Here is a 17,309-nt window from a genome sequence, read left to right on the forward strand (position 1 = left end):
GTCTGCGCGCGTCCGCGCGCGAATGGTCTTTGATCGACCTTTCCGTGGAAGCGGGTCTGCGGCAGTCCGGGGCCGGATCGACCCGAGAGAACCCCCTCCCCCTACCCCCCTCCCGCGAGGGGAGGGGGGACTCGTTTGGCTTCGGTCGGGCGGGACGGCGGGCTGGAGCGAAGGTGGGACCATGACCGAACACACCGAGCCGGGGCTGCGGGCGGTGGACGCCGATCCGCCGTCCTCCGGCGACCCGGTCGACACGATCGGGCCGCAGATCCGCGAGCTGCGGCAGCAGCGCGGCCTGACGCTGACCAGGCTCGCCGCCACCACCGGCCTGTCGGTCGGCCACCTCTCGCAGGTCGAGCGCGGCCTGTCGACGCCGACGATCCGCCAGCTGCAGCTGATCAGCAGCGCCATGGGCGTGACCATCGGCTGGTTCTTCCGCGACCCGACACCGCGCAATGACGAGGACAGCGTCGTGGTCCGCGCCGGCCGGCGCAAGGTGCTGGACATGGGCGGGCTCGGCCTGACCGACGAGCTGCTGGTGCCCAATCTCGACGGCAAGCTGGAGCTGCTGCTGTGCACCATCCAGCCCGGCGCCGGCAGTCCCGACAGCTACACCCATGAGGGCGAGGAGGCCGCCTTCATCCTGTCCGGCGCGCTGGAGCTGTGGGTCGACGAGAAGCTGTACGTGCTGGGCGCCGGCGACAGCTTCGCCCTCGCCAGCACCCGGCCGCACCGCTACCGCAACCCCGGCCCCGGCATCACCCAGGTGATCTGGGCGATCACCCCGCCCAGCTTCTGATCTTGGGCTATAACGGACCCACGAGCAAAAAAGCCGTCATGGCGAGCCCCGAAGGGGCGTGGCCATCCAGGGCGACTCGCACCGGCCCCTGGATGGCCACGGCGCTGCGCGCCTCGCCATGACGGTTCTGGGGTCATCCAGGCCGGGACGATAGGGGCAGGCGCGACGTCACCCCGCGCGGCGCCTGGCCCGTGCCGCCCGGGCCAGGCTCTCGGCCAGGATCAGCAGGCTGCCGAACAGGATCAGCAGCGCGCCGTCCAGCCCCGGCAGCCCGGCCCAGCGAACCGCCGCGGCGACGGCGGCGATCAGGACGATCGCGGCCAGCGCCAGGGCGCCGTCATCGATGAACAGGCCGATCAGCTCGGCCAGCACGGTCTTTATGGCGGTCATGGCGCGACCCTCCGGGCGCCGGCGGGTGAAGGCCGCAGCAGCCTGACGGCGGCGAAGGACACGGCGGCGACCAGCGCCAGGATGCCCAGCAGCGACAGGTCGGCGCCCGGCCAGTCGGCGCCCAGCCCCTCGCCGGTCCAGAACACACCGAAGGCGGTCAGCAGCAGGCCGACCGCGAATTTCAGCGTGTTCTCCGGCACCCGCGACAGCGGCTTGTGCACCAGCAGGCCGATCGCCAGCACCAGCAGGCACGCGGCGGCGGCGCCGAGGCTGGCGTAGCCGGTCATGCCGCGCCCGGCGCCGACGGCGACGACGATGAACACGACCTCGGTGCCCTCCAGCAGCACCGCCTTGAAGGCGGCGACGCCGGCCAGCCAATCGGCCCGGCGCTCGGCGCTGCGCCGGCGCAGCTGGTCGGTCTCCGCCGCGAAGGCGCGGGCCTCGTCGCGCAGGGCGAGCAGGCCCGACGCGCGCAGGATCGCCTTCCGCAGCCAGCGCAGCCCGAACAGGATCAAGAGCGTGCCGATGACGAATTGCAGCGCCCCGATCGGGATCAGCTCCAGCAGCGGCCCCAGCAGCAGGACCAGCACGGCCAGCACCGCCAGGGCGGCGGCGGTGCCGATGAAGGCCGGCCGCCAGCTCTGCGACAGGCCGACGGCAAGGATGATGGTGAACGCCTCCACCACCTCGACGAAGGAGCCGAGGAAGGCGGCGGTGACGGTGGAGAGGATGGCGGTGGTTCCGGTCATGGCGTCCGTTTCGGCCCCCGTCTGAGCCAGAGCTTGTCGATCTCGCCGCGCAGGGCGCCCAGCGTCTCCAGCCCCGCCAAGGCGCGCTCGCGGTCGCGCGCCGCCAGGGCCACGACCAGCGCCTCGATCAGCAGCATGGTGCCGGCATGCATCGCCAGATGGTCGGCCCGGCCGCGCGGCACCGGCAGGGTCTCGGCGACGCGGTCCCGCACGAAGGGGCCCAGGCTGTCGCTGACCAGCAGCACCGGCACCCGGTGCCGCTCGGCGACGTCCAGCGTCACCGCCACCTCGCGGTACAGCGGGGCATAGGCGATCACCACCAGCGCGTCGCCCTCGGCGACCCGCAGCAGCCGGTCGGCCAGGCCGATGCCGGTCGCCGCCAGCGCCTCGCTGGGCAGGCCGATGCGGCCGAACTGCAGCGCCGCATATTCGGCCAGGCTGCCGGACGGGCCGATGCCGAAGACATGCCGGCACCGGGCCGCGGCCAGGATCTCGACCGCATGGGCGAAGGGCTGCTGGAAGTCCGGCCGGGCCAGCGCCTCCGTCGCCTCGCGATGGATCGACAGCACGTGCTGCAGCGCGCCGGCCGCGTCCTCGCCGACGGCGTCGAGGGTGCGGCGCATGCGGCTGCCCGGCGTGGTCGTGCCGGTCAGGTCGGCCAGCAGCGCCTCGCGCAGCTGCTGCAGCCCCTCGAAGCCGAGCGACCGCGCCGTCCGCACCACCGTCGCGTCGCTAGTGCCGGCCCGGGCCGCGATCTCCGCGGCGGAGGAGAGCAGGGTGGTCTCCTTCTGCGCGACGACGAAGCGCGCGACGCGCTGCTCCGCCGGCGACAGCCGGCCAAGCGCCGCCTCGACGCGCTGGTCCACGGGGAGGGGGGCGAGATCGCTCACGTCTGGACAGGTCTGTGTTGCAACTGCTACAAATATTCATACACGAAGCAATTGCTACAGAGAAGGGCGGAGTGCGTCCCTGCTGTCGACGGATCAGGCGTCGTCCCGGCGCGCGGCGGACAGGATCGATTTCAGGTGGTCGACGATGCGGGCGGCATTCATCTGCCGGGCGGCAGGCCCGGCCTCCGGCTCCCGCGGCTGGCCCAGTCGGTCCGGCTCGTGCCAGCCGTCCGGGGCGTCGCCCGCGCCGGACCCGTCGAGCGGATCATGGGCCTCGGGCCGGACGATGGCCAGTTTCGGCTCGGGTATCGGCTTGCTGTCGCCAGACATTTCTAACCTCGGAACCAGACGGTCAGGAGAAGTTTGCAGGATGCTCCATATATAATTCGATCGATCGTCATGATGAACTTGGCTGAAGAAGATAACGGATTTTTAATATTGGCCTTAATTCGAAGGCCGGTGCTTCGCCGCGACTCTTTGTATTTTTTATAACGAAAGTTTTATACGGGATATTCTATAGAAAATTGACCTGTCACTGATGCTGCTCTGTCCGGAATGGAGCGTTGGGAGTTGCGCGCGGCGATGAGGATCCTGCTGATCGAGGACGATGCGGACACCGCCGCCTATGTCGCCGACGGGCTGACGGCGAACGGCCATGCGGTGGAGGCGGTGGATGAGGGGCCGCGCGGCTTCCTGGCCGCCGCCAGCGGCGCCTTCGACCTGCTGGTGATCGACCGGATGGTGCCGAAGCTGGACGGGCTGGCCCTGGTCCGGCGCCTGCGCGCGGCCGAGGTCGGCACGCCGGTGCTGTTCCTGACCGCGATGGGCGAGATGGAGGACCGGGTCGCCGGGCTGGAAGCGGGCGGCGACGACTACCTGCCGAAGCCCTTCGCCCTGCCGGAGCTGCTGGCCCGGATCGAGGCGCTGGGCCGCCGCGCCCGCCAGGGCACGGCCGAGACGGTGCTGCGCTGCGGCGATGTGGAGATGGACCTGCTGCGCCGTGCCGTCACCCGCGCCGGCGACCCGGTCGAGCTGCAGCCGCGCGAGTTCCAGCTGCTGGAATACCTGCTGCGCAACGCCGGCCATGTCGTGACCAAGACCATGCTGCTGGAGAATGTCTGGCACCTGCGCTTCGACCCGAACACCAATGTGGTCGAGGCGCATATGAGCCGGCTGCGCAGCAAGCTGCAGCGCCCCGGGGCGGGCGAGTTGATCACCACGATCCGGGGCGCGGGCTACCGCCTCGGCCCGCCGGCCTGACCCGGCGGTGCGGGCCCGGATCCTCCGCACCACCAGCTTCCGCCTGACCGCCCTGTACACGGCGGTGTTCGGGGCGTCGGTGGCCGTGATCCTGGGCATCCTCTACTGGGCCACCGAGGGCTATACCGAGCGGCAGTTCGACAGCACGCTGGCCACCGTCGTCACCCAGCTGACGGAGGATTACCCCAACGATCCGCCGCAGGAGATCGCCAGCGACATCGAGCAGAGCCTGGCGCAGGACCCGGCCGGGCCCGGCTACTACCTGTTCCAGGATCCCGGCGGCCGCCGCCTGGCCGGCAACCTGCCGGCGATGGCGCCGGTGCCCGGCCCGGTCGACCTGACCATCCCCGGCGGCGGCAGGGACGGCGGCGAACGGCGGCTGCGCGGCACCGGCAAGCTGCTGGTCGACGGCTCCTTCGTGCTGGTCGCGGCCGATCGGGCGCCGATCGACGACCTGCAGGCGCTGTGGCTGCGCGGCCTGGGCTGGGGCCTGCTGGCGACGGCGGTGCTGGGCGTCGGCGGTGGGCTGGTGGTCAGCGCCGGGGTGCTGCGGCGGGTCGACGCCATCAACCGCATCTGCCTGAAGATCATGGAGGGCGACCTGAGCCAGCGCCTGCCCGGGCGCGGCACCGATGACGAGTTCGACCGGCTGACCGGCATCGTCAACGCCATGCTGGACCGGATCGAGGCGCTGCTGGAGGGGCTGCGGCAGGTGTCGACCGACATCGCCCACGATTTGCGCACGCCGCTCGGCCGCCTGCGGCAGCAGCTGGAGGGGGCGCTGCTGCGTGCGGGCACCGCCGCGGAGTATGAGCGGTCGACCGAGCGGTCGATCGCCGAGGCGGACCGGCTGCTGGCCATCTTCAACGCGCTGCTGCGCATCGCCCAGGTCGAGGCCGGCAGCCGGCGCCGGGGCTTTGCGCCCGTCGATCTCAGCGCCATGGTCGGCACCGTCGCCGACGTCTTCCAGGCCACGGCCGAGGAGCAGGGCCGAGCGATCCGCTGCCGGATCGAGCCCGGCGTGGTGATCACCGGCGATGCCGACCTGCTGTCCCAGGCGGTGGCGAACCTGGTCGAGAACGCCCTGCGTCACACCCCGGCCGGGACCGGCATCGAGATCGGCCTGTCGCGCCGGCCGGATGGCCGGGCCGAGCTGGTGGTGGCCGACCATGGCCCGGGGATCCCGGCGGCGGAGCGCGAGCGGGTGTTCCGCCGCTTCTACCGGCTGGAGCAGAGCCGCCACACGCCGGGCAACGGCCTCGGCCTCAGCCTGGTGGCGGCGACGGCGCAGCTGCATCGCGGCGAGGTCTCGCTCGGCGACAACCGGCCCGGGTTGCGGGTCACGGTGCTGCTGCCCTAGCCTGGTTCCACCCGGCCGTCCGCCTCCTTCGGCGCTTGCCCCGGCCTGCGTTTCCGGCGAGGCTGCGGCCCTCCGCCCGAAGACCAGAGCCCGTGCCATGACCGCCGATTCCCTCGTCGCCTTCGCCGAAAGCCTCGCCGATGCCGCCCGCCCGGCGGCGATGCGCTGGTTCCGCACCGGGCTCGCGGTCGAGGACAAGGCCGACGATTCGCCGGTCACCATGGCCGATCGCGGGGTCGAGCAGCTGATGCGACAGATGATCAATGCCAGCTTCCCCGACCACGGCATCCTCGGCGAGGAGCATGGCCGCGAGGGCGTCGACCGCGACCTGGTCTGGGTGCTGGACCCGATCGACGGCACCCGCGCCTTCATCGCCGGCGTGCCGATGTTCGGGTCGCTGATCGCCCTGGTCGAGCAGGGGCGGCCCAAGGTCGGGGTGATCGAGATGCCGGCGCTGGGCGAACGCTTCGTCGGCCATGCCGGCCACCCCACGACGGCGGACGGCAGGCCCTGCCGTACCCGCGACTGCGGCGGCCTCGGCAACGCCATCCTCACCACCACCTCGCCGGAGGTGTTCTCGGGCGATTCCCTCGAGGCTTTCGCGCGGCTGGCCGGGGCGGTGAAGCACCGCCGCTACGGCCTCGACTGCTACGGCTACGCCCTGGTGGCGCTGGGCTGCATCGACCTGGTGATGGAATGCAACCTGCAGCCCTATGACTACATGGCGCTGGTGCCGGTGATCGAGGGCGCCGGCGGCGTCATCACCGACTGGCAGGGCAACCCGCTCGGCCTCGACTCCCCGGGCGAGGTCCTGGCCGCCGCCACCCCGGCGCTGCACCGGGCGGCGCTGGACGCGATCGGCCGCGGTTGATGCCGCGCCTGTATTTCGCCGCGCCGCTGTTCTCGGCCGCCGAGCAGGTGTTCAACGCCGTGCTGGCGGAGCGGATCGAGGCGCTGGGCTTCACCGTCTTCCTGCCGCAACGCGACGGGGTCGAGAGCCGCCGCGAGCCCTGGGCGTCGATGACGCCGGAGGAGCGGCGGCGGGCGCTGTTCGAGATGGACCGCGACCAGGTCTTCGCCTGCGACGTGCTGCTGTTCGTGCTCGATGGAAGGGTGCCGGACGAGGGCGCGGCGCTGGAGCTGGGCATGGCCTATGCCCATCGCCAGTTGGCCAGGCCCGGGCGCCGGCTGGTCGGGCTGCACACCGATGCCCGCGCCGCCTTCCTCGGCGCGAAGCTGAACCCGATGCTGGCGGTGCCGCTCGACGCCGTGTTCGACGACACGGATGCGCTGCTGGGCTACCTCGCCGGCATCCGCTGACCGGCCGCCGGCCCGATCGTTCCGAAGCGCCGGCGACGCCGCCGGCGGCTCGGGCCGGGCTCACCAGTAGTGATACGGGTGGTAGTAGTAGGGGTGGTAGTAGACCGGGTGCGGATAGGCCGGATAGACGACGCAGCCGGCCAGGGTCGAGGCGGCGATCAGGGCCGCCGCGAGCTTGAGCGGGCGGGCGGAGACACGCGACATGGCGAAGATCCTCTGCTGACATCCGCGCCCAATCGGGCGCGATATTGGTCCCACGCAGCAGGAATGTTGGTCCGTCGCCGGTTCTCGTCAGCTTACGATCAGTTCATCGGCAGGAATCGCTCCGCGGTGTGGCTGATCGGCCATCATCGTCCTTGCGGAGGATGAATAATCGGCAAGGCGGGAACCGTTCCGATCTTTGCTTGTTCTCGCGAGGCTGTCGAATCGTCTGTCTTTGATCTGGGCGGAATTGAGGCGGTCAATCGCCGGCCGTCTTCGGCGTCTCGAAGGCGATCAGCCGGCCGCCCGGGCCGGCCTCGGCCCATCGCTCCACCGGCAGCTCGATCACCGCCAGGCCGGCGGTCGGGTATTTCTCCGCCAGCCGGTCCAGCGCCGCCTTGTCGCCCATCGTCGCCAGCCGGCGCGACAGCTGCTCCAGGTCCGGGTTGTGGCCGACCGCCATCACCGTCGCCGCCGCGTCCGGCGCTTGGCGCAGCCGGGCCAGAACCCCGGCGCCGCCGGCCAGATACAGGCCGCGGTCGAACCGGGTCTCCGGCTCGGCGCCCAGCGCCTCCAGCGCCAGCGCCAGGGTCTGCCGGGCGCGGGTGGCGGTGGAGCACAGCACGAGGTCCGGCACCGGGCCATGGGCCTTCAGCCAGGCGCCCATCCGCGGCGCCGCGTCGCGGCCGCGTGCCGCCAGCGGCCGGTCATGGTCGGCCAGCTCCGGGTCGTCCCAGTCGGATTTCGCGTGCCGCAGCAGGATCAGGGTCTTCATCGCATCTCCTTGCCGGCATAACCTGCGCAGAATGGGATGACTCGTCCAGGCCATGTGAAGGGGCGCGGCGTCGCAGGCCGCGGGAGACAGGAATGACCGACGGACTCTATTTCGCCAAGGGTGAGCGCGAGCACCGGCTGCTGCTCGGCCTCGGCAACCGCCACGGCCTGATCGCCGGCGCCACCGGCACCGGCAAGACCGTGTCGCTCAAGGTCCTGGCGGAGGGCTTCAGCCAGGCCGGCGTGCCGGTCTTCGTCGCCGATGTGAAGGGCGACATCGCCGGCATCAGCCAGCCCGGCGCCGCCAACCCGAAGATCGAGGAGCGGGCCAAGACGCTCGGCCTCGGCGCCCCGGCCTATCAGGGCTTCCCGACCGTGTTCTGGGACCTGTACGGCAAGCAGGGCACGCCGGTCCGCGCCACGGTGGCGGAGATGGGGCCGCTGCTGCTGTCGCGCCTGCTGCAGCTGAACGACACGCAGGAGGGCGTGCTCAACATCGCCTTCAAGGCGGCGGACGAGGAAGGGCTGCTGCTGCTCGACCTCAAGGACCTGCAGGCGCTGCTGGCCTTCATGGCCGAGAACGCGTCGAAGTTCACCGGCACCTACGGCAACGTCTCCAAGGCCTCGGTCGGCAGCATCCAGCGCCAGCTGCTGGTGCTGGAGCAGCAGGGGGCCGAGGCCTTCTTCGGCGAGCCGGCGCTGGACCTGATGGACCTGGCCCGCACCGCCCCGGACGGGCGCGGCATCATCAACGTGCTGGCGGCGGAGACGCTGATCCAGGCGCCGCGGCTCTACGCCACCTTCCTGCTCTGGCTGCTGTCCGAGCTGTTCGAGCGCCTGCCCGAGGTCGGCGACCCGGACAAGCCGAAGCTGGTGTTCTTCTTCGACGAGGCGCATCTGCTGTTCGACGACGCGCCCAAGGCGCTGGTCGAGAAGGTCGAGCAGGTGGTGCGGCTGATCCGCTCCAAGGGCGTCGGCGTCTATTTCGTCACCCAGAACCCGATCGACGTGCCGGACAAGGTGCTGGCGCAGCTGGGCAACCGGGCGCAGCACGCACTGCGCGCCTTCACCCCGCGCGACCAGAAGGCGCTGAAGGCCAGCGCCGACACCTTCCGCACCGAGGGCAAGCTGGATGTCGCCCGGGCGCTGCAGGAGCTGGCGGTGGGCGAGGCGCTGGTCTCCTTCCTCGACCCCAAGGGCATCCCCGAGGTGGTGGAGAGGGCGCTGGTCTGCCCGCCGGTCTCGCGCCTCGGCCCGATCACCGACGCCGAGCGCCAGGCGGCGATCGCGGCCGGCGGCATGAATGCCAAGTACAGCACCGCGATCGACCGTGAATCCGCCTATGAGAAGCTGAGCGTCAAGGCGGCCGAGGCGCAGCAGGAGGCGACTGCCGCCGCCGAGGAAAAGGCCCAGGCGAAGCAGGGGGCCGGCATGGCGGAATCGATCTTCAGGGACGTGATCCGCAGCGCCGGCAGCTCGGTCGGCACCCAGCTCGGCCGCAGCCTGGGCCGCAGCGTCGGCGGCACCGCGGCGGGCACGCTGGGCAGCTCGATCGGCCGCGCCGTGGTCCGCGGCATCCTCGGCTCGCTGTTCGGCGGAAGGCGCTAGGTCGGCGCCGGCCCATCCCGGAGCGGATCTCTCCGGGATGGGCGCCGGTCCGGACCCTAGTACAGCGGATCGAGCCTGACCGCCCGCTCCGGCTCCGCATCCGCGGCTGCCGATGAGGCCGTGGGGCTGCTCGAGCCGGCACCGTCCGCGGCCTTCGCGGCGGCGGTGACGGTGTAGGCCATGACCGCGCCGTAGCGCTGCACCTTCGAGGTGATCTCGGCCGCCAGGGCGATCGAGATGGTCCTTCTCTGGGCGACCAGCGCGGCGGCGCAGCCCGCCGCCTCGCCCATGATCATGTATTGCGGCTCCATCCGCACCGAGGCGTAGGCCACGTGGCTGGCGCTGACGCAGACCGACACCAGGAGATTGTCGTATTCCTTCGGCAGCAGCGATTCATATGGGATCTGATAGGGGGTCGTGCCCCGCGTCTCGATCGTCCCGAAGGTGCCCTCGTAATCCATATAGCCATTCTTGATCTCCAGCACCTGCGGGGCGTGGGAGTCGAGGGAATAGGACCCCATGCCGACCGGGTGCAGCTTGGTGACCGCGGTCTGGGCGTCCCCCTGGGTCATCACGTATCGCCCCGACAGCCGGCGTGCCTCGCGGATATAGAGCTGCCGCGGCCAGTTGCCGGTGCCGACGAACTCGTCCTTCGCGAGGCCGTACTGGTTGACCTGCTCCCGGAAGGCGCTCGGCACCCTCGGGTCGTTGGCATAGAAGTACAGCAGCCCGGCCTGGTAGTTGTAGTGTTCGGTGAAGATCGCCCTGCGCCGCGCCGCATTGCCTTCCGCCCAGTCCCACGGACCGCCGAAGTAGTTGCCGTTCACATCGAACTTGCTGTGGCCGACCGGGGCCGGCGAGAAGTCCTTGTTCGGGCTGGCCAGGAGGGCCAGCTCGAAGCCGTAGCGGTCGGCGTCATAGCCGGGCGGCTTGGGAAAGGCGGCCTTGTTGGCCGGGTCGTTGCTGACGCACAGCCGGAACGTATAGCACTGCACCGCCCGGTCGGCCGTGAATCGTGCCTGCGCCGGATAGGGCTTGATGATCGGGAACAGGTTGCCCCGCGAATCCCGGGTGGGCACGTGGTGATTGGCCGGTATCGCGTCGAAGCCTGCATTCGGCTCGTTGAAGCGGGTGCTGCTCTCGCGCCCGACCGAACAGGCGCAGCGCGCGGCCGCCATCAGGTCGCCCTCATAGGACGCGTCGACGAAGGCCTGCGCCGTCAGGACCGTGCCGTCGGTCAGTTGGATCGACTGGATCTTGCGGGCCGAGCCGGCGACGCCGGCCAGGGTCGCGACATGGATCGTCGTCACGCCCGCTTCCCGGATCATGGCCCGGAACGCCTGCTCGGCGATGTGGGGCTCGAAATTCTTCACGAAGGATGTCGATGTCGGATTGTAGAGCCGGGCGACGCGGCGGAAGAACTCCATGCACAGGCCGCCGACGACGCCGATCTTGCCGGTGTCGCTCCACCCCAGCCCCTGGGCGCACATGCCGCCGAACGCCCCGGCCATCACCAGGGCGACCGACGCCCCCTCCCGCGCGGCGGCATAGGCCGCCATGATCCCACTGGGGGTCGCGCCGTAGACGACGACCCCGAAATTCCCGCTCTGGGCGGCCCTCCCGATCACCGGGAACGCCGCCGATCCGATCGCGCCGCCCATGCCGAGCAGTATGGAACGGCGAGTCCATGTCTCCATGATTACTCCATTATGAAAGTTAAAGTTTTCGATAATCTGTTACTGATTTCGTCTAACTGATAACTATGCACGAAAATTGATACGGAAGTATTGCGTCGAGTCTTGCGGTCGCTGCGCTCTGTCCCGCTACGGCCGGGGTGGCCTGCGGCAACGACGACGCACCCCTGTCCGCCGCCGGGGCGGCTGCGGTATGATCCACCCATGCAGGACAGCGACGCCCTCTTCGACGCCTTGCGCCGCTCGGCCGATCCCGCCGTGGTCGACGCGCTGGAGGATCTCGTCCGCCACGGCCGCGACGAGGACCTCGCCCGGGTCAACGCGCTGGGCTTCGCGGCCGGGCGCGGCCTGGACGAGGAGGGGGTGATCGCGGCCCTGCTGCAGGCGTCGCGGCTGGGCCTGTTCGAGATGTCCTGGAACATCCTGTGCCCGAGCTGTGGCGGCGTCCTCGGCGCCAACGCCACGCTGCGGACCGTGCGGCAGCAGGACTATCACTGCGCCTTCTGCGCGGTGAGCAGCGAGCCGCTGCTCGACGACACGGTCGAAGTCAGCTTCACGGTCAGCCCGCGGATCCGCCGCATCGCCGCCCACGACCCCGACAGCCTCGGCTTCTGGGACTATCACCGTCAGGTGTTCTTCGGCTCCGGCCTGGCCTTCCCCGAGCGCGGCGCATTCGAGGAGCTCAGCCGCCGGGCGATGCTGGAGACGGTCGAGCTGCGGGCCGGCGAGCGGATGATCCTGGCGCTGCAGCTGCCGGCGCAGCCGGTGGTCATCTTCGATCCGGTGACCCATGCCGCCCATTGGGTCGAGACCGAGGGCGAGCCGACGGCGGAACGCCGGGACCTGTCCATGATCTTCACCACCGGCCACTCCGGGGTCGCCCGGTCGGTCCTGGCGCCCGGCCCGCTCCGCCTCGTTCTCGACAACCGGACCGAACGGCGGGTGCTGGTCGGTGTCTACGCGGCGGGGGAGGAGCTGTGCAGCCTGATCGGCGGCCGCCGCCCGTACCTGACCGCCAAGCGGCTGCTGACCAACCAGACCTTCCGCGACCTGTACCGGACCGAGACGCTCGATGTCGAGCAGCGGCTCAAGATCATGAGCCTGACCTTCCTGTTCACCGACCTGAAGGGGTCGACCGACCTGTATGAGCGGGTCGGCGATCTGGTCGCCTACGACCTGGTGCGCTCCCACTTCCAGATCCTGAACGAGATCGTCGCCTCCGAATCCGGCGCCGTGGTCAAGACCATCGGCGACGCGGTGATGGCGACCTTCCCGGTGCCGCACCGCGCCGTCGCCGCCGCCCTCCGGATGCGCGAATCGATGCGGCAGCTGAACGCGCGGCGGGGGGCGGAGGAGCTGATCCTGAAGATCGGCATCCATGAGGGGCCGTGCCTGGCGGTGAACCTCAACGACCGCCAGGACTATTTCGGCCAGACGGTCAACATCGCGTCGCGGGTGCAGGCGGCGGCGACCGGCGATAGCATCTACGCCACCCAGCCGGTGGTGCGGGATGCGGAGGCGGCGCGGCTGCTGTCGTCGCGCGGGGTCGAGGCCCGGCCGCAGGCGCTGGCGCTGCGCGGCGTCGGCGACCGCATGCCCGTCTTCGCCATGAGCTGAGGTGGGGACGCGGCATCCAGGCCGGTGTCCGCCTCAGGCGGCGACGAACTCGACCTTGATCCGGTCCGGATCCTCGACGAACAGGGCGTAGTAGTCGGTCCCGCCATTCGCGAACGGGTACCGGTCCTCGTACAGGCAGGGGATGCCGGTCTGCAGGCAGTGCTGCCTCAGGGAATCGACGGCGTCCCTGCCGTTCACCCGGAAGGCCAGGTGATTGAGGCCGACACCGCTTCGGTGATACGGCCGTGATGCATGCCTGCCGGCGACCTGCACGAATGTGAGGTAGGGGGCATCGTCGCAGGCGAGCGTGAAGCCGTCGTCCCAGCGGCCGGTCTCCCTGTATCCGATCCTTGCCAGAAGCGCGGACCAGAAGCCGTGCGACGCGCTCAGGTCCGAGACGTAGATTTCCACATGATGCAGCACGGGAGACGCCCCTCCGTGGCCGGTGAAGTATGTCAAGGCAGGGGAAGCGGAGAAAGCGCCCGTGTCCACAAGGCTCGCCGGCAGCGATGTCATCGCCTCGTCGTGGCGCTCCCCGTTGAGGCTTGTGTATAGTGCGATGACGTCGAGCCTCCACAAGGGCTTGATATTACAGTTTTGTTACGATCGATGACGGTTCGGAGGCCATCCGTGAGCATGTTGCAGAGCACCGCCGAGGCTGTGTCCGCCGAGGCGCCGGAGGCCGTCCGGGGCCCCGCCCAGCCTGCGATCGCCGCGGATTCGCCCGACCGGTTCATCAACCGCGAGCTGTCCTGGCTGGCCTTCAACCAGCGTGTGCTGGAGGAGGCCTACAACACCCGCTACCCCCTCTTGGAGCGGCTGCGCTTCCTGTCGATCTCGGCCTCCAACCTGGACGAGTTCTACATGGTCCGCGTCGCCGGGCTGAAGGCGCAGGTGGCGCTCGGCGTCGCCTCGCCCAGCCAGGACGGGCGCAGCCCGGCGCAGCAGCTGGGCGAGATCACCGCCCGGGTGCAGGAGCTGATGCGCGACCAGCAGCATTGCTGGCGGGCCCTGAGCGAGGAGCTGCGCGCCGCCGGCATCGTCGTGGCCCGGCCGGACGAGCTGACCAGGCCGGAGAAGGCCTGGCTGGAGGAGCGCTTCCTCAGCGAGATGTTCCCGGTGCTGACGCCGCTGGCGATCGACCCGGCCCATCCCTTCCCCTTCATCCCCAATCTCGGCCTGTGCCTGGCCCTCGCTTTGGTCAACACCGGCGAGGAGTCGCAGGACGAGATGGAGGCGATCGTCCCGCTGCCGCCGCAGCTCGACCGCTTCATCCGCCTGCCCGGGGCGCCGGTCCGCTTCGCCCTGCTCGAAGACGTGGTGATGCTGTTCCTCGACCGGCTGTTCCCCGGCTTCACCCCGCGCGCCAGCGGCACCTTCCGGGTGATCCGCGACAGCGAGATGGAGATCGACGAGGAGGCGGAGGACCTGGTCAAGACCTTCGAGAGCGCGCTGAAGCGGCGCCGCAAGGGCATCGTCATCCGCCTCTCGGTCTCCGCCGACGTGCCGGAGACGCTGCGGCACTTCGTGTGCGAGAAGCTGAAGGTGAAGGAGGACGACGTCTATGCCCAGGACCGGCTGCTGGGCCTGGTCGACACCAAGAAGCTGATCGTCGACGAGCGGCCGGAGCTGCTGTTCCCGCCCTATAACGCCCGGTTCCCGGAGCGGGTGCGCGATTTCGGCGGCGACAGCTTCGCCGCGATCCGGGCCAAGGACATCATCGTCCACCACCCGTATGAGAGCTTCGACATCGTCGTGCAGTTCCTGCGCCAGGCGGCGCGCGACCCCGACGTGGTGGCGATCAAGCAGACCCTGTACCGCACCTCGAAGGATTCGCCGATCGTCCAGGCCCTGGTCGAGGCGGCGGAGGCCGGCAAGTCGGTCACCGCGATGGTCGAGCTGAAGGCCCGCTTCGACGAGGAGGCCAACATCCGCTGGGCCCGCGATCTGGAGCGGGCGGGCGCCCAGGTGGTGTACGGCATCATCCATCTGAAGACCCACGCCAAGGTCTCGATGGTGGTGCGGCGCGAGCAGGCCGGCCTGCGCACCTACACCCATTTCGGGACCGGCAACTACCACCCGATCACCGCCAAGATCTACACCGACCTCAGCTTCTTCACCTGCGACCCGGCCCTCGGCCGCGACGCCGCGGCGATGTTCAACTACATGACCGGCTACGCCAAGCCGGCGAAGCTGGAGAAGCTGTCGATCGCGCCCCTGTTCCTGCGCGACCGGATCATGGAGCTGATCGACGCCGAGATCGAGAACGCCAAGGCCGGCAAGCCGGCCCAGATCTGGGTCAAGCTGAACGCGCTGGTCGACGCCAGCATCATCGACAAGCTCTACCAGGCCTCCCAGGCCGGGGTGGAGATCGACCTGGTGATCCGCGGCATCTGCTGCCTGCGCCCCGGCGTGCCCGGCCTGTCCGACAACATCCGGGTGCATTCGATCGTCGGCCGCTTCCTGGAGCATGCCCGCATCCTGTGCTTCGCCAACGGCCAGAGGCTGCCGTCGCGCCAGTCGAAGATCTTCCTGTCCTCGGCCGACTGGATGCCGCGCAACCTCGACGGCCGGATCGAGAGCCTGGTGCCGCTCGAGAACGCCACCGTCCGCCAGCAGGTGATGGAGCAGATCATGCTGGCCAACCTGAAGGACGAATCGAACACCTGGATGCTGGCCCCCGATGGCCGCTATCATCGGCACGACGCGCCGGAGGACGCCTTCAGCGCGCATATGTACTTCATGACCAATCCCAGCCTGTCGGGCCGGGGCAGCGCGTTGAAGGATGCCAAGCGGGCGCCGCGCCGCCTGGTCAAGCCCGCGGAATAAGGATCTAGGACCCGGTGTTCCGTATCGGACCGATCGTGCCGTCCCGACCGGGGCGGGTGGGCGTCATCGACATCGGCTCGAACTCGATCCGCCTTGTCGTCTATGACCGGGTGACCCGGTCGCCCGTGCCGGTGTTCAACGAAAAGGTGATGTGCGGCCTCGGCCGCGGGCTCGGCCAGGCCGGCCGCCTGGCGCCCGAGGGCGTGGTCCAGGCGCTGGACAACCTCGCCCGCTTCACCCGCCTCCTGGAGGGGATGGGCGTCGACCGGGTCGACGTGCTGGCCACGGCGGCGGTGCGCGAGGCCGAGGACGGCGCCGATTTCGTCGCCGAGGTCGAGCGCCGCTGCGGCCTGCCGATCACCGTGATCAGCGGGGTGGAGGAGGCGCGGCTGTCCGCCCTCGGCGTCCTCTCCGGCATCCGCGAGGTCGACGGCGTGATGGGCGATCTCGGCGGCGGCTCGCTCGAGCTGGTCGGGCTCGACCGCGGCGAGATCCGCGAGCAGGTGACCCTGCCGCTCGGGCCGTTCCGGCTGATGGACGAGACCGGCGCGCGCAAGGAGGCGCGCAGCGTCGTGCTCGACACGCTGGCGCAGCAGGACTGGCTGCAGCTCTATGCCGGCCGCAGCTTCTACCCGGTCGGCGGCGCCTGGCGCGCCATCGCCAAGCTGTTCATGGAGCGCGAGAACCACCCGCTGCACATCATCCACCAGTACACGGTGCCGACCGGGGCGCTGGCCGAATTCGTCGGGCTGGTGGCGAAGCAGAGCAAGGGGGCGCTGTCCGGTGCCGCGATCTCGCGCCGCCGGGTCGAGATGCTGCCGATGGCGGCGCTGGTGCTGGAAGGCGTGCTGAAGACGCTGAAGCCGGCGCGGGTGGTGTTCTCGGCCCTCGGCCTGCGCGAAGGCCATCTCTACGACCTGCTGGCGCCGGAGGACCAGGCGCGCGACCCGCTGATCTACGCCGCGGCCGAGCTGGCGCACCGGCTCGACCGCTTCGGCCATGCCGAGGTGGTGGCGGAATGGACCCGGTCGGTGTTCCCGGAGGAGACGGCGGACCACGCCCGGCTGCGCCAGGCGGCCAGCCTGCTCTCCGACATCGGCTGGTTCGAACATCCCGACTATCGGGCCGAGCATGCCTGGCTGCGGGTGCTGCGCATGCCGGTCGCCGGGCTGGACCATGCCGAGCGGGTGTTCCTCGCGGCCGCCGTCTATGTCCGCTACGGCGGCACGCTGGGCGACGCACTGACCGGGCCGGTGCTGGAGCTGCTGACCGAGGAGATGCGCAGCCGCGTGCTGCTGCTCGGCCAGGCCCTGCGGCTGGCCCACACCCTGACCGGCGGCGCCACCTCGCTGCTCGAGCGCACCAGCCTCACGGTCTCGGGCGAATCGGTGGTGCTGGCCCTGCCGCCCGACGAGGAGGCGCTGACCGGCCTCGCCGTCGACCGCCGGCTCGACGCCGTGGCCAAGGCGCTGGGCAAGCCCGGCCGCGTCGTGGTCGAGGAATCCCGGCGCGCAGCGGGGTAGCCCGATCGCCGGGCGGCCTCCGGTTCACGCTCGCTATGTCCTCCCGCGGCCCCTCAATGCGTCGGCAGCGGCCGCGACGCCCTGGCCCGCATCCGCAGCATCTCGTAGACGGGGTTGTCCTGGGCCGTGATGGTCCCGGGGGCCGTGCTCTGGGGCGCGGGTGGAGGCGCCGGCGGGGCCGAAGGCTGTGCCATGGTCTCCGGCGGGCCGGGCTGCGGCGCGGCCGCCGCCGGGGCAGCAGGCTGGGGCTCGGGCGCTGCGGGCATCGCGGCTGACGGCTGGGCGGGCTGCGGCC

The 17,309-nt window shown here is 70.5% G+C and carries 18 protein-coding genes; 9 read left to right on the plus strand and 9 right to left on the minus strand.

The window, feature by feature from the left end:
- Nucleotides 1-181: 181 nt before the first annotated feature.
- The gene (locus BWR60_RS31560) at nucleotides 182-799 is read left to right on the plus strand and encodes a cupin domain-containing protein (RefSeq protein WP_088156531.1); all 618 of its coding nucleotides are present in this window, start codon (nucleotides 182-184) and stop codon (nucleotides 797-799) included.
- A 168-nt stretch (nucleotides 800-967) separates the two neighbouring features.
- Here BWR60_RS31560 and BWR60_RS31565 read toward each other — a convergent pair whose 3' ends face one another.
- From BWR60_RS31565 to BWR60_RS31580, 4 genes are all read right to left on the minus strand, one after another.
- Nucleotides 968-1,189: a hypothetical protein gene (locus BWR60_RS31565; protein WP_088156533.1), complete on the minus strand. Its 222-nt coding sequence runs from the start codon at nucleotides 1,187-1,189 to the stop codon at nucleotides 968-970.
- Entirely contained in the window at nucleotides 1,186-1,938 is a 753-nt protein-coding gene (locus BWR60_RS31570; protein WP_088156535.1) for a COG4280 domain-containing protein, read from the minus strand. The genes BWR60_RS31565 and BWR60_RS31570 overlap by 4 nt, the downstream gene beginning before the upstream one ends.
- Nucleotides 1,935-2,828, minus strand: coding sequence for a MurR/RpiR family transcriptional regulator (locus tag BWR60_RS31575; protein WP_088156537.1), 894 nt, complete (start codon nucleotides 2,826-2,828; stop codon nucleotides 1,935-1,937). Before BWR60_RS31575 ends, BWR60_RS31570 begins: the two co-directional genes overlap by 4 nt.
- Before the next feature lie 93 nt (nucleotides 2,829-2,921).
- Complete coding sequence (locus BWR60_RS31580) at nucleotides 2,922-3,158, minus strand: hypothetical protein (RefSeq protein WP_088156539.1); 237 nt, start codon at nucleotides 3,156-3,158, stop codon at nucleotides 2,922-2,924.
- 252 nt (nucleotides 3,159-3,410) lie between these two features.
- Here BWR60_RS31580 and BWR60_RS31585 point away from each other — a divergent pair, with 252 nt between their 5' ends.
- The 4 genes from BWR60_RS31585 to BWR60_RS31600 all read left to right on the plus strand — a co-directional run bounded on the left by BWR60_RS31585 (nucleotide 3,411) and on the right by BWR60_RS31600 (nucleotide 6,768).
- Nucleotides 3,411-4,088, plus strand: a complete 678-nt coding sequence (locus BWR60_RS31585) for a response regulator transcription factor (RefSeq protein ID WP_088156541.1) — start codon at nucleotides 3,411-3,413, stop codon at nucleotides 4,086-4,088.
- Nucleotides 4,089-4,095: 7 nt separating this feature from the next.
- Nucleotides 4,096-5,448, plus strand: coding sequence for a sensor histidine kinase (locus BWR60_RS31590; protein ID WP_088156543.1), 1,353 nt, complete (start codon nucleotides 4,096-4,098; stop codon nucleotides 5,446-5,448).
- A gap of 97 nt (nucleotides 5,449-5,545) precedes the next feature.
- Entirely contained in the window at nucleotides 5,546-6,319 is a 774-nt protein-coding gene (gene hisN, locus BWR60_RS31595; RefSeq protein ID WP_088156545.1) for a histidinol-phosphatase, read from the plus strand.
- Complete coding sequence (locus BWR60_RS31600; RefSeq protein ID WP_088156547.1) at nucleotides 6,319-6,768, plus strand: nucleoside 2-deoxyribosyltransferase; 450 nt, start codon at nucleotides 6,319-6,321, stop codon at nucleotides 6,766-6,768. The genes hisN and BWR60_RS31600 overlap by 1 nt, the downstream gene beginning before the upstream one ends.
- Before the next feature lie 60 nt (nucleotides 6,769-6,828).
- On the opposite strand, the gene BWR60_RS37375 is transcribed toward BWR60_RS31600, so the two are convergent.
- The gene (locus tag BWR60_RS37375; protein WP_179222032.1) at nucleotides 6,829-6,972 is read right to left on the minus strand and encodes a hypothetical protein; all 144 of its coding nucleotides are present in this window, start codon (nucleotides 6,970-6,972) and stop codon (nucleotides 6,829-6,831) included.
- 256 nt (nucleotides 6,973-7,228) lie between these two features.
- Entirely contained in the window at nucleotides 7,229-7,744 is a 516-nt protein-coding gene (locus BWR60_RS31605; protein WP_088156549.1) for a SixA phosphatase family protein, read from the minus strand.
- A 92-nt stretch (nucleotides 7,745-7,836) separates the two neighbouring features.
- Between BWR60_RS31605 and BWR60_RS31610 the strand changes: the two genes are divergently transcribed.
- Nucleotides 7,837-9,351, plus strand: coding sequence for a helicase HerA-like domain-containing protein (locus tag BWR60_RS31610; protein WP_088156551.1), 1,515 nt, complete (start codon nucleotides 7,837-7,839; stop codon nucleotides 9,349-9,351).
- Between the two features lie 56 nt (nucleotides 9,352-9,407).
- Here the strand turns inward: BWR60_RS31610 and BWR60_RS31615 are convergent, their stop codons facing one another.
- Entirely contained in the window at nucleotides 9,408-11,048 is a 1,641-nt protein-coding gene (locus BWR60_RS31615; RefSeq protein ID WP_088156553.1) for an FAD-dependent oxidoreductase, read from the minus strand.
- 201 nt (nucleotides 11,049-11,249) lie between these two features.
- On the opposite strand from BWR60_RS31615, the gene BWR60_RS31620 reads away from it, so the two are divergent.
- Nucleotides 11,250-12,662, plus strand: a complete 1,413-nt coding sequence (locus tag BWR60_RS31620) for an adenylate/guanylate cyclase domain-containing protein (RefSeq protein WP_088156555.1) — start codon at nucleotides 11,250-11,252, stop codon at nucleotides 12,660-12,662.
- 33 nt (nucleotides 12,663-12,695) lie between these two features.
- Here BWR60_RS31620 and BWR60_RS31625 read toward each other — a convergent pair whose 3' ends face one another.
- Nucleotides 12,696-13,178 carry a VOC family protein gene (locus BWR60_RS31625; protein ID WP_218823765.1) on the minus strand — a complete coding sequence of 161 codons (483 nt, stop codon included), beginning with the start codon at nucleotides 13,176-13,178 and terminating at the stop codon, nucleotides 12,696-12,698.
- 120 nt (nucleotides 13,179-13,298) lie between these two features.
- Between BWR60_RS31625 and BWR60_RS31630 the strand changes: the two genes are divergently transcribed.
- Nucleotides 13,299-15,491 (plus strand): RNA degradosome polyphosphate kinase, encoded by a 2,193-nt coding sequence (locus BWR60_RS31630; RefSeq protein WP_230983243.1) that lies wholly within the window; start codon nucleotides 13,299-13,301, stop codon nucleotides 15,489-15,491.
- 14 nt (nucleotides 15,492-15,505) lie between these two features.
- Nucleotides 15,506-17,014 (plus strand): Ppx/GppA family phosphatase, encoded by a 1,509-nt coding sequence (locus BWR60_RS31635; RefSeq protein ID WP_088156561.1) that lies wholly within the window; start codon nucleotides 15,506-15,508, stop codon nucleotides 17,012-17,014.
- Nucleotides 17,015-17,067: 53 nt separating this feature from the next.
- On the opposite strand, the gene BWR60_RS37820 is transcribed toward BWR60_RS31635, so the two are convergent.
- On the minus strand, nucleotides 17,068-17,309 hold a 242-nt coding region (locus BWR60_RS37820; protein ID WP_218823766.1), incomplete at its 5' end, for a hypothetical protein.

Source organism: Inquilinus limosus (assembly GCF_002195995.1).
In the GTDB taxonomy this organism is placed as follows: Bacteria; Pseudomonadota; Alphaproteobacteria; order DSM-16000; family Inquilinaceae; genus Inquilinus; species Inquilinus limosus_C.

Excerpts from the sequence above, each read along its gene's own strand:
- BWR60_RS31600 (WP_088156547.1), top strand. The coding sequence starts at position 6,319 with ATGCCGCGCCTGTATTTCGCCGCGCCGCTGTTCTCGGCCGCCGAGCAG.
- BWR60_RS31565 (WP_088156533.1), bottom strand. The coding sequence starts at position 1,189 with ATGACCGCCATAAAGACCGTGCTGGCCGAGCTGATCGGCCTGTTCATC.
- BWR60_RS31605 (WP_088156549.1), bottom strand. The coding sequence starts at position 7,744 with ATGAAGACCCTGATCCTGCTGCGGCACGCGAAATCCGACTGGGACGAC.
- BWR60_RS31580 (WP_088156539.1), bottom strand. The coding sequence starts at position 3,158 with ATGTCTGGCGACAGCAAGCCGATACCCGAGCCGAAACTGGCCATCGTC.
- BWR60_RS31560 (WP_088156531.1), top strand. The coding sequence starts at position 182 with ATGACCGAACACACCGAGCCGGGGCTGCGGGCGGTGGACGCCGATCCG.
- BWR60_RS31615 (WP_088156553.1), bottom strand. The coding sequence starts at position 11,048 with ATGGAGACATGGACTCGCCGTTCCATACTGCTCGGCATGGGCGGCGCG.
- BWR60_RS31570 (WP_088156535.1), bottom strand. The coding sequence starts at position 1,938 with ATGACCGGAACCACCGCCATCCTCTCCACCGTCACCGCCGCCTTCCTC.
- BWR60_RS37375 (WP_179222032.1), bottom strand. The coding sequence starts at position 6,972 with ATGTCGCGTGTCTCCGCCCGCCCGCTCAAGCTCGCGGCGGCCCTGATC.
- BWR60_RS31610 (WP_088156551.1), top strand. The coding sequence starts at position 7,837 with ATGACCGACGGACTCTATTTCGCCAAGGGTGAGCGCGAGCACCGGCTG.
- hisN (WP_088156545.1), top strand. The coding sequence starts at position 5,546 with ATGACCGCCGATTCCCTCGTCGCCTTCGCCGAAAGCCTCGCCGATGCC.
- BWR60_RS31585 (WP_088156541.1), top strand. The coding sequence starts at position 3,411 with ATGAGGATCCTGCTGATCGAGGACGATGCGGACACCGCCGCCTATGTC.
- BWR60_RS31625 (WP_218823765.1), bottom strand. The coding sequence starts at position 13,178 with ATGACATCGCTGCCGGCGAGCCTTGTGGACACGGGCGCTTTCTCCGCT.
- BWR60_RS31630 (WP_230983243.1), top strand. The coding sequence starts at position 13,299 with ATGTTGCAGAGCACCGCCGAGGCTGTGTCCGCCGAGGCGCCGGAGGCC.
- BWR60_RS31620 (WP_088156555.1), top strand. The coding sequence starts at position 11,250 with ATGCAGGACAGCGACGCCCTCTTCGACGCCTTGCGCCGCTCGGCCGAT.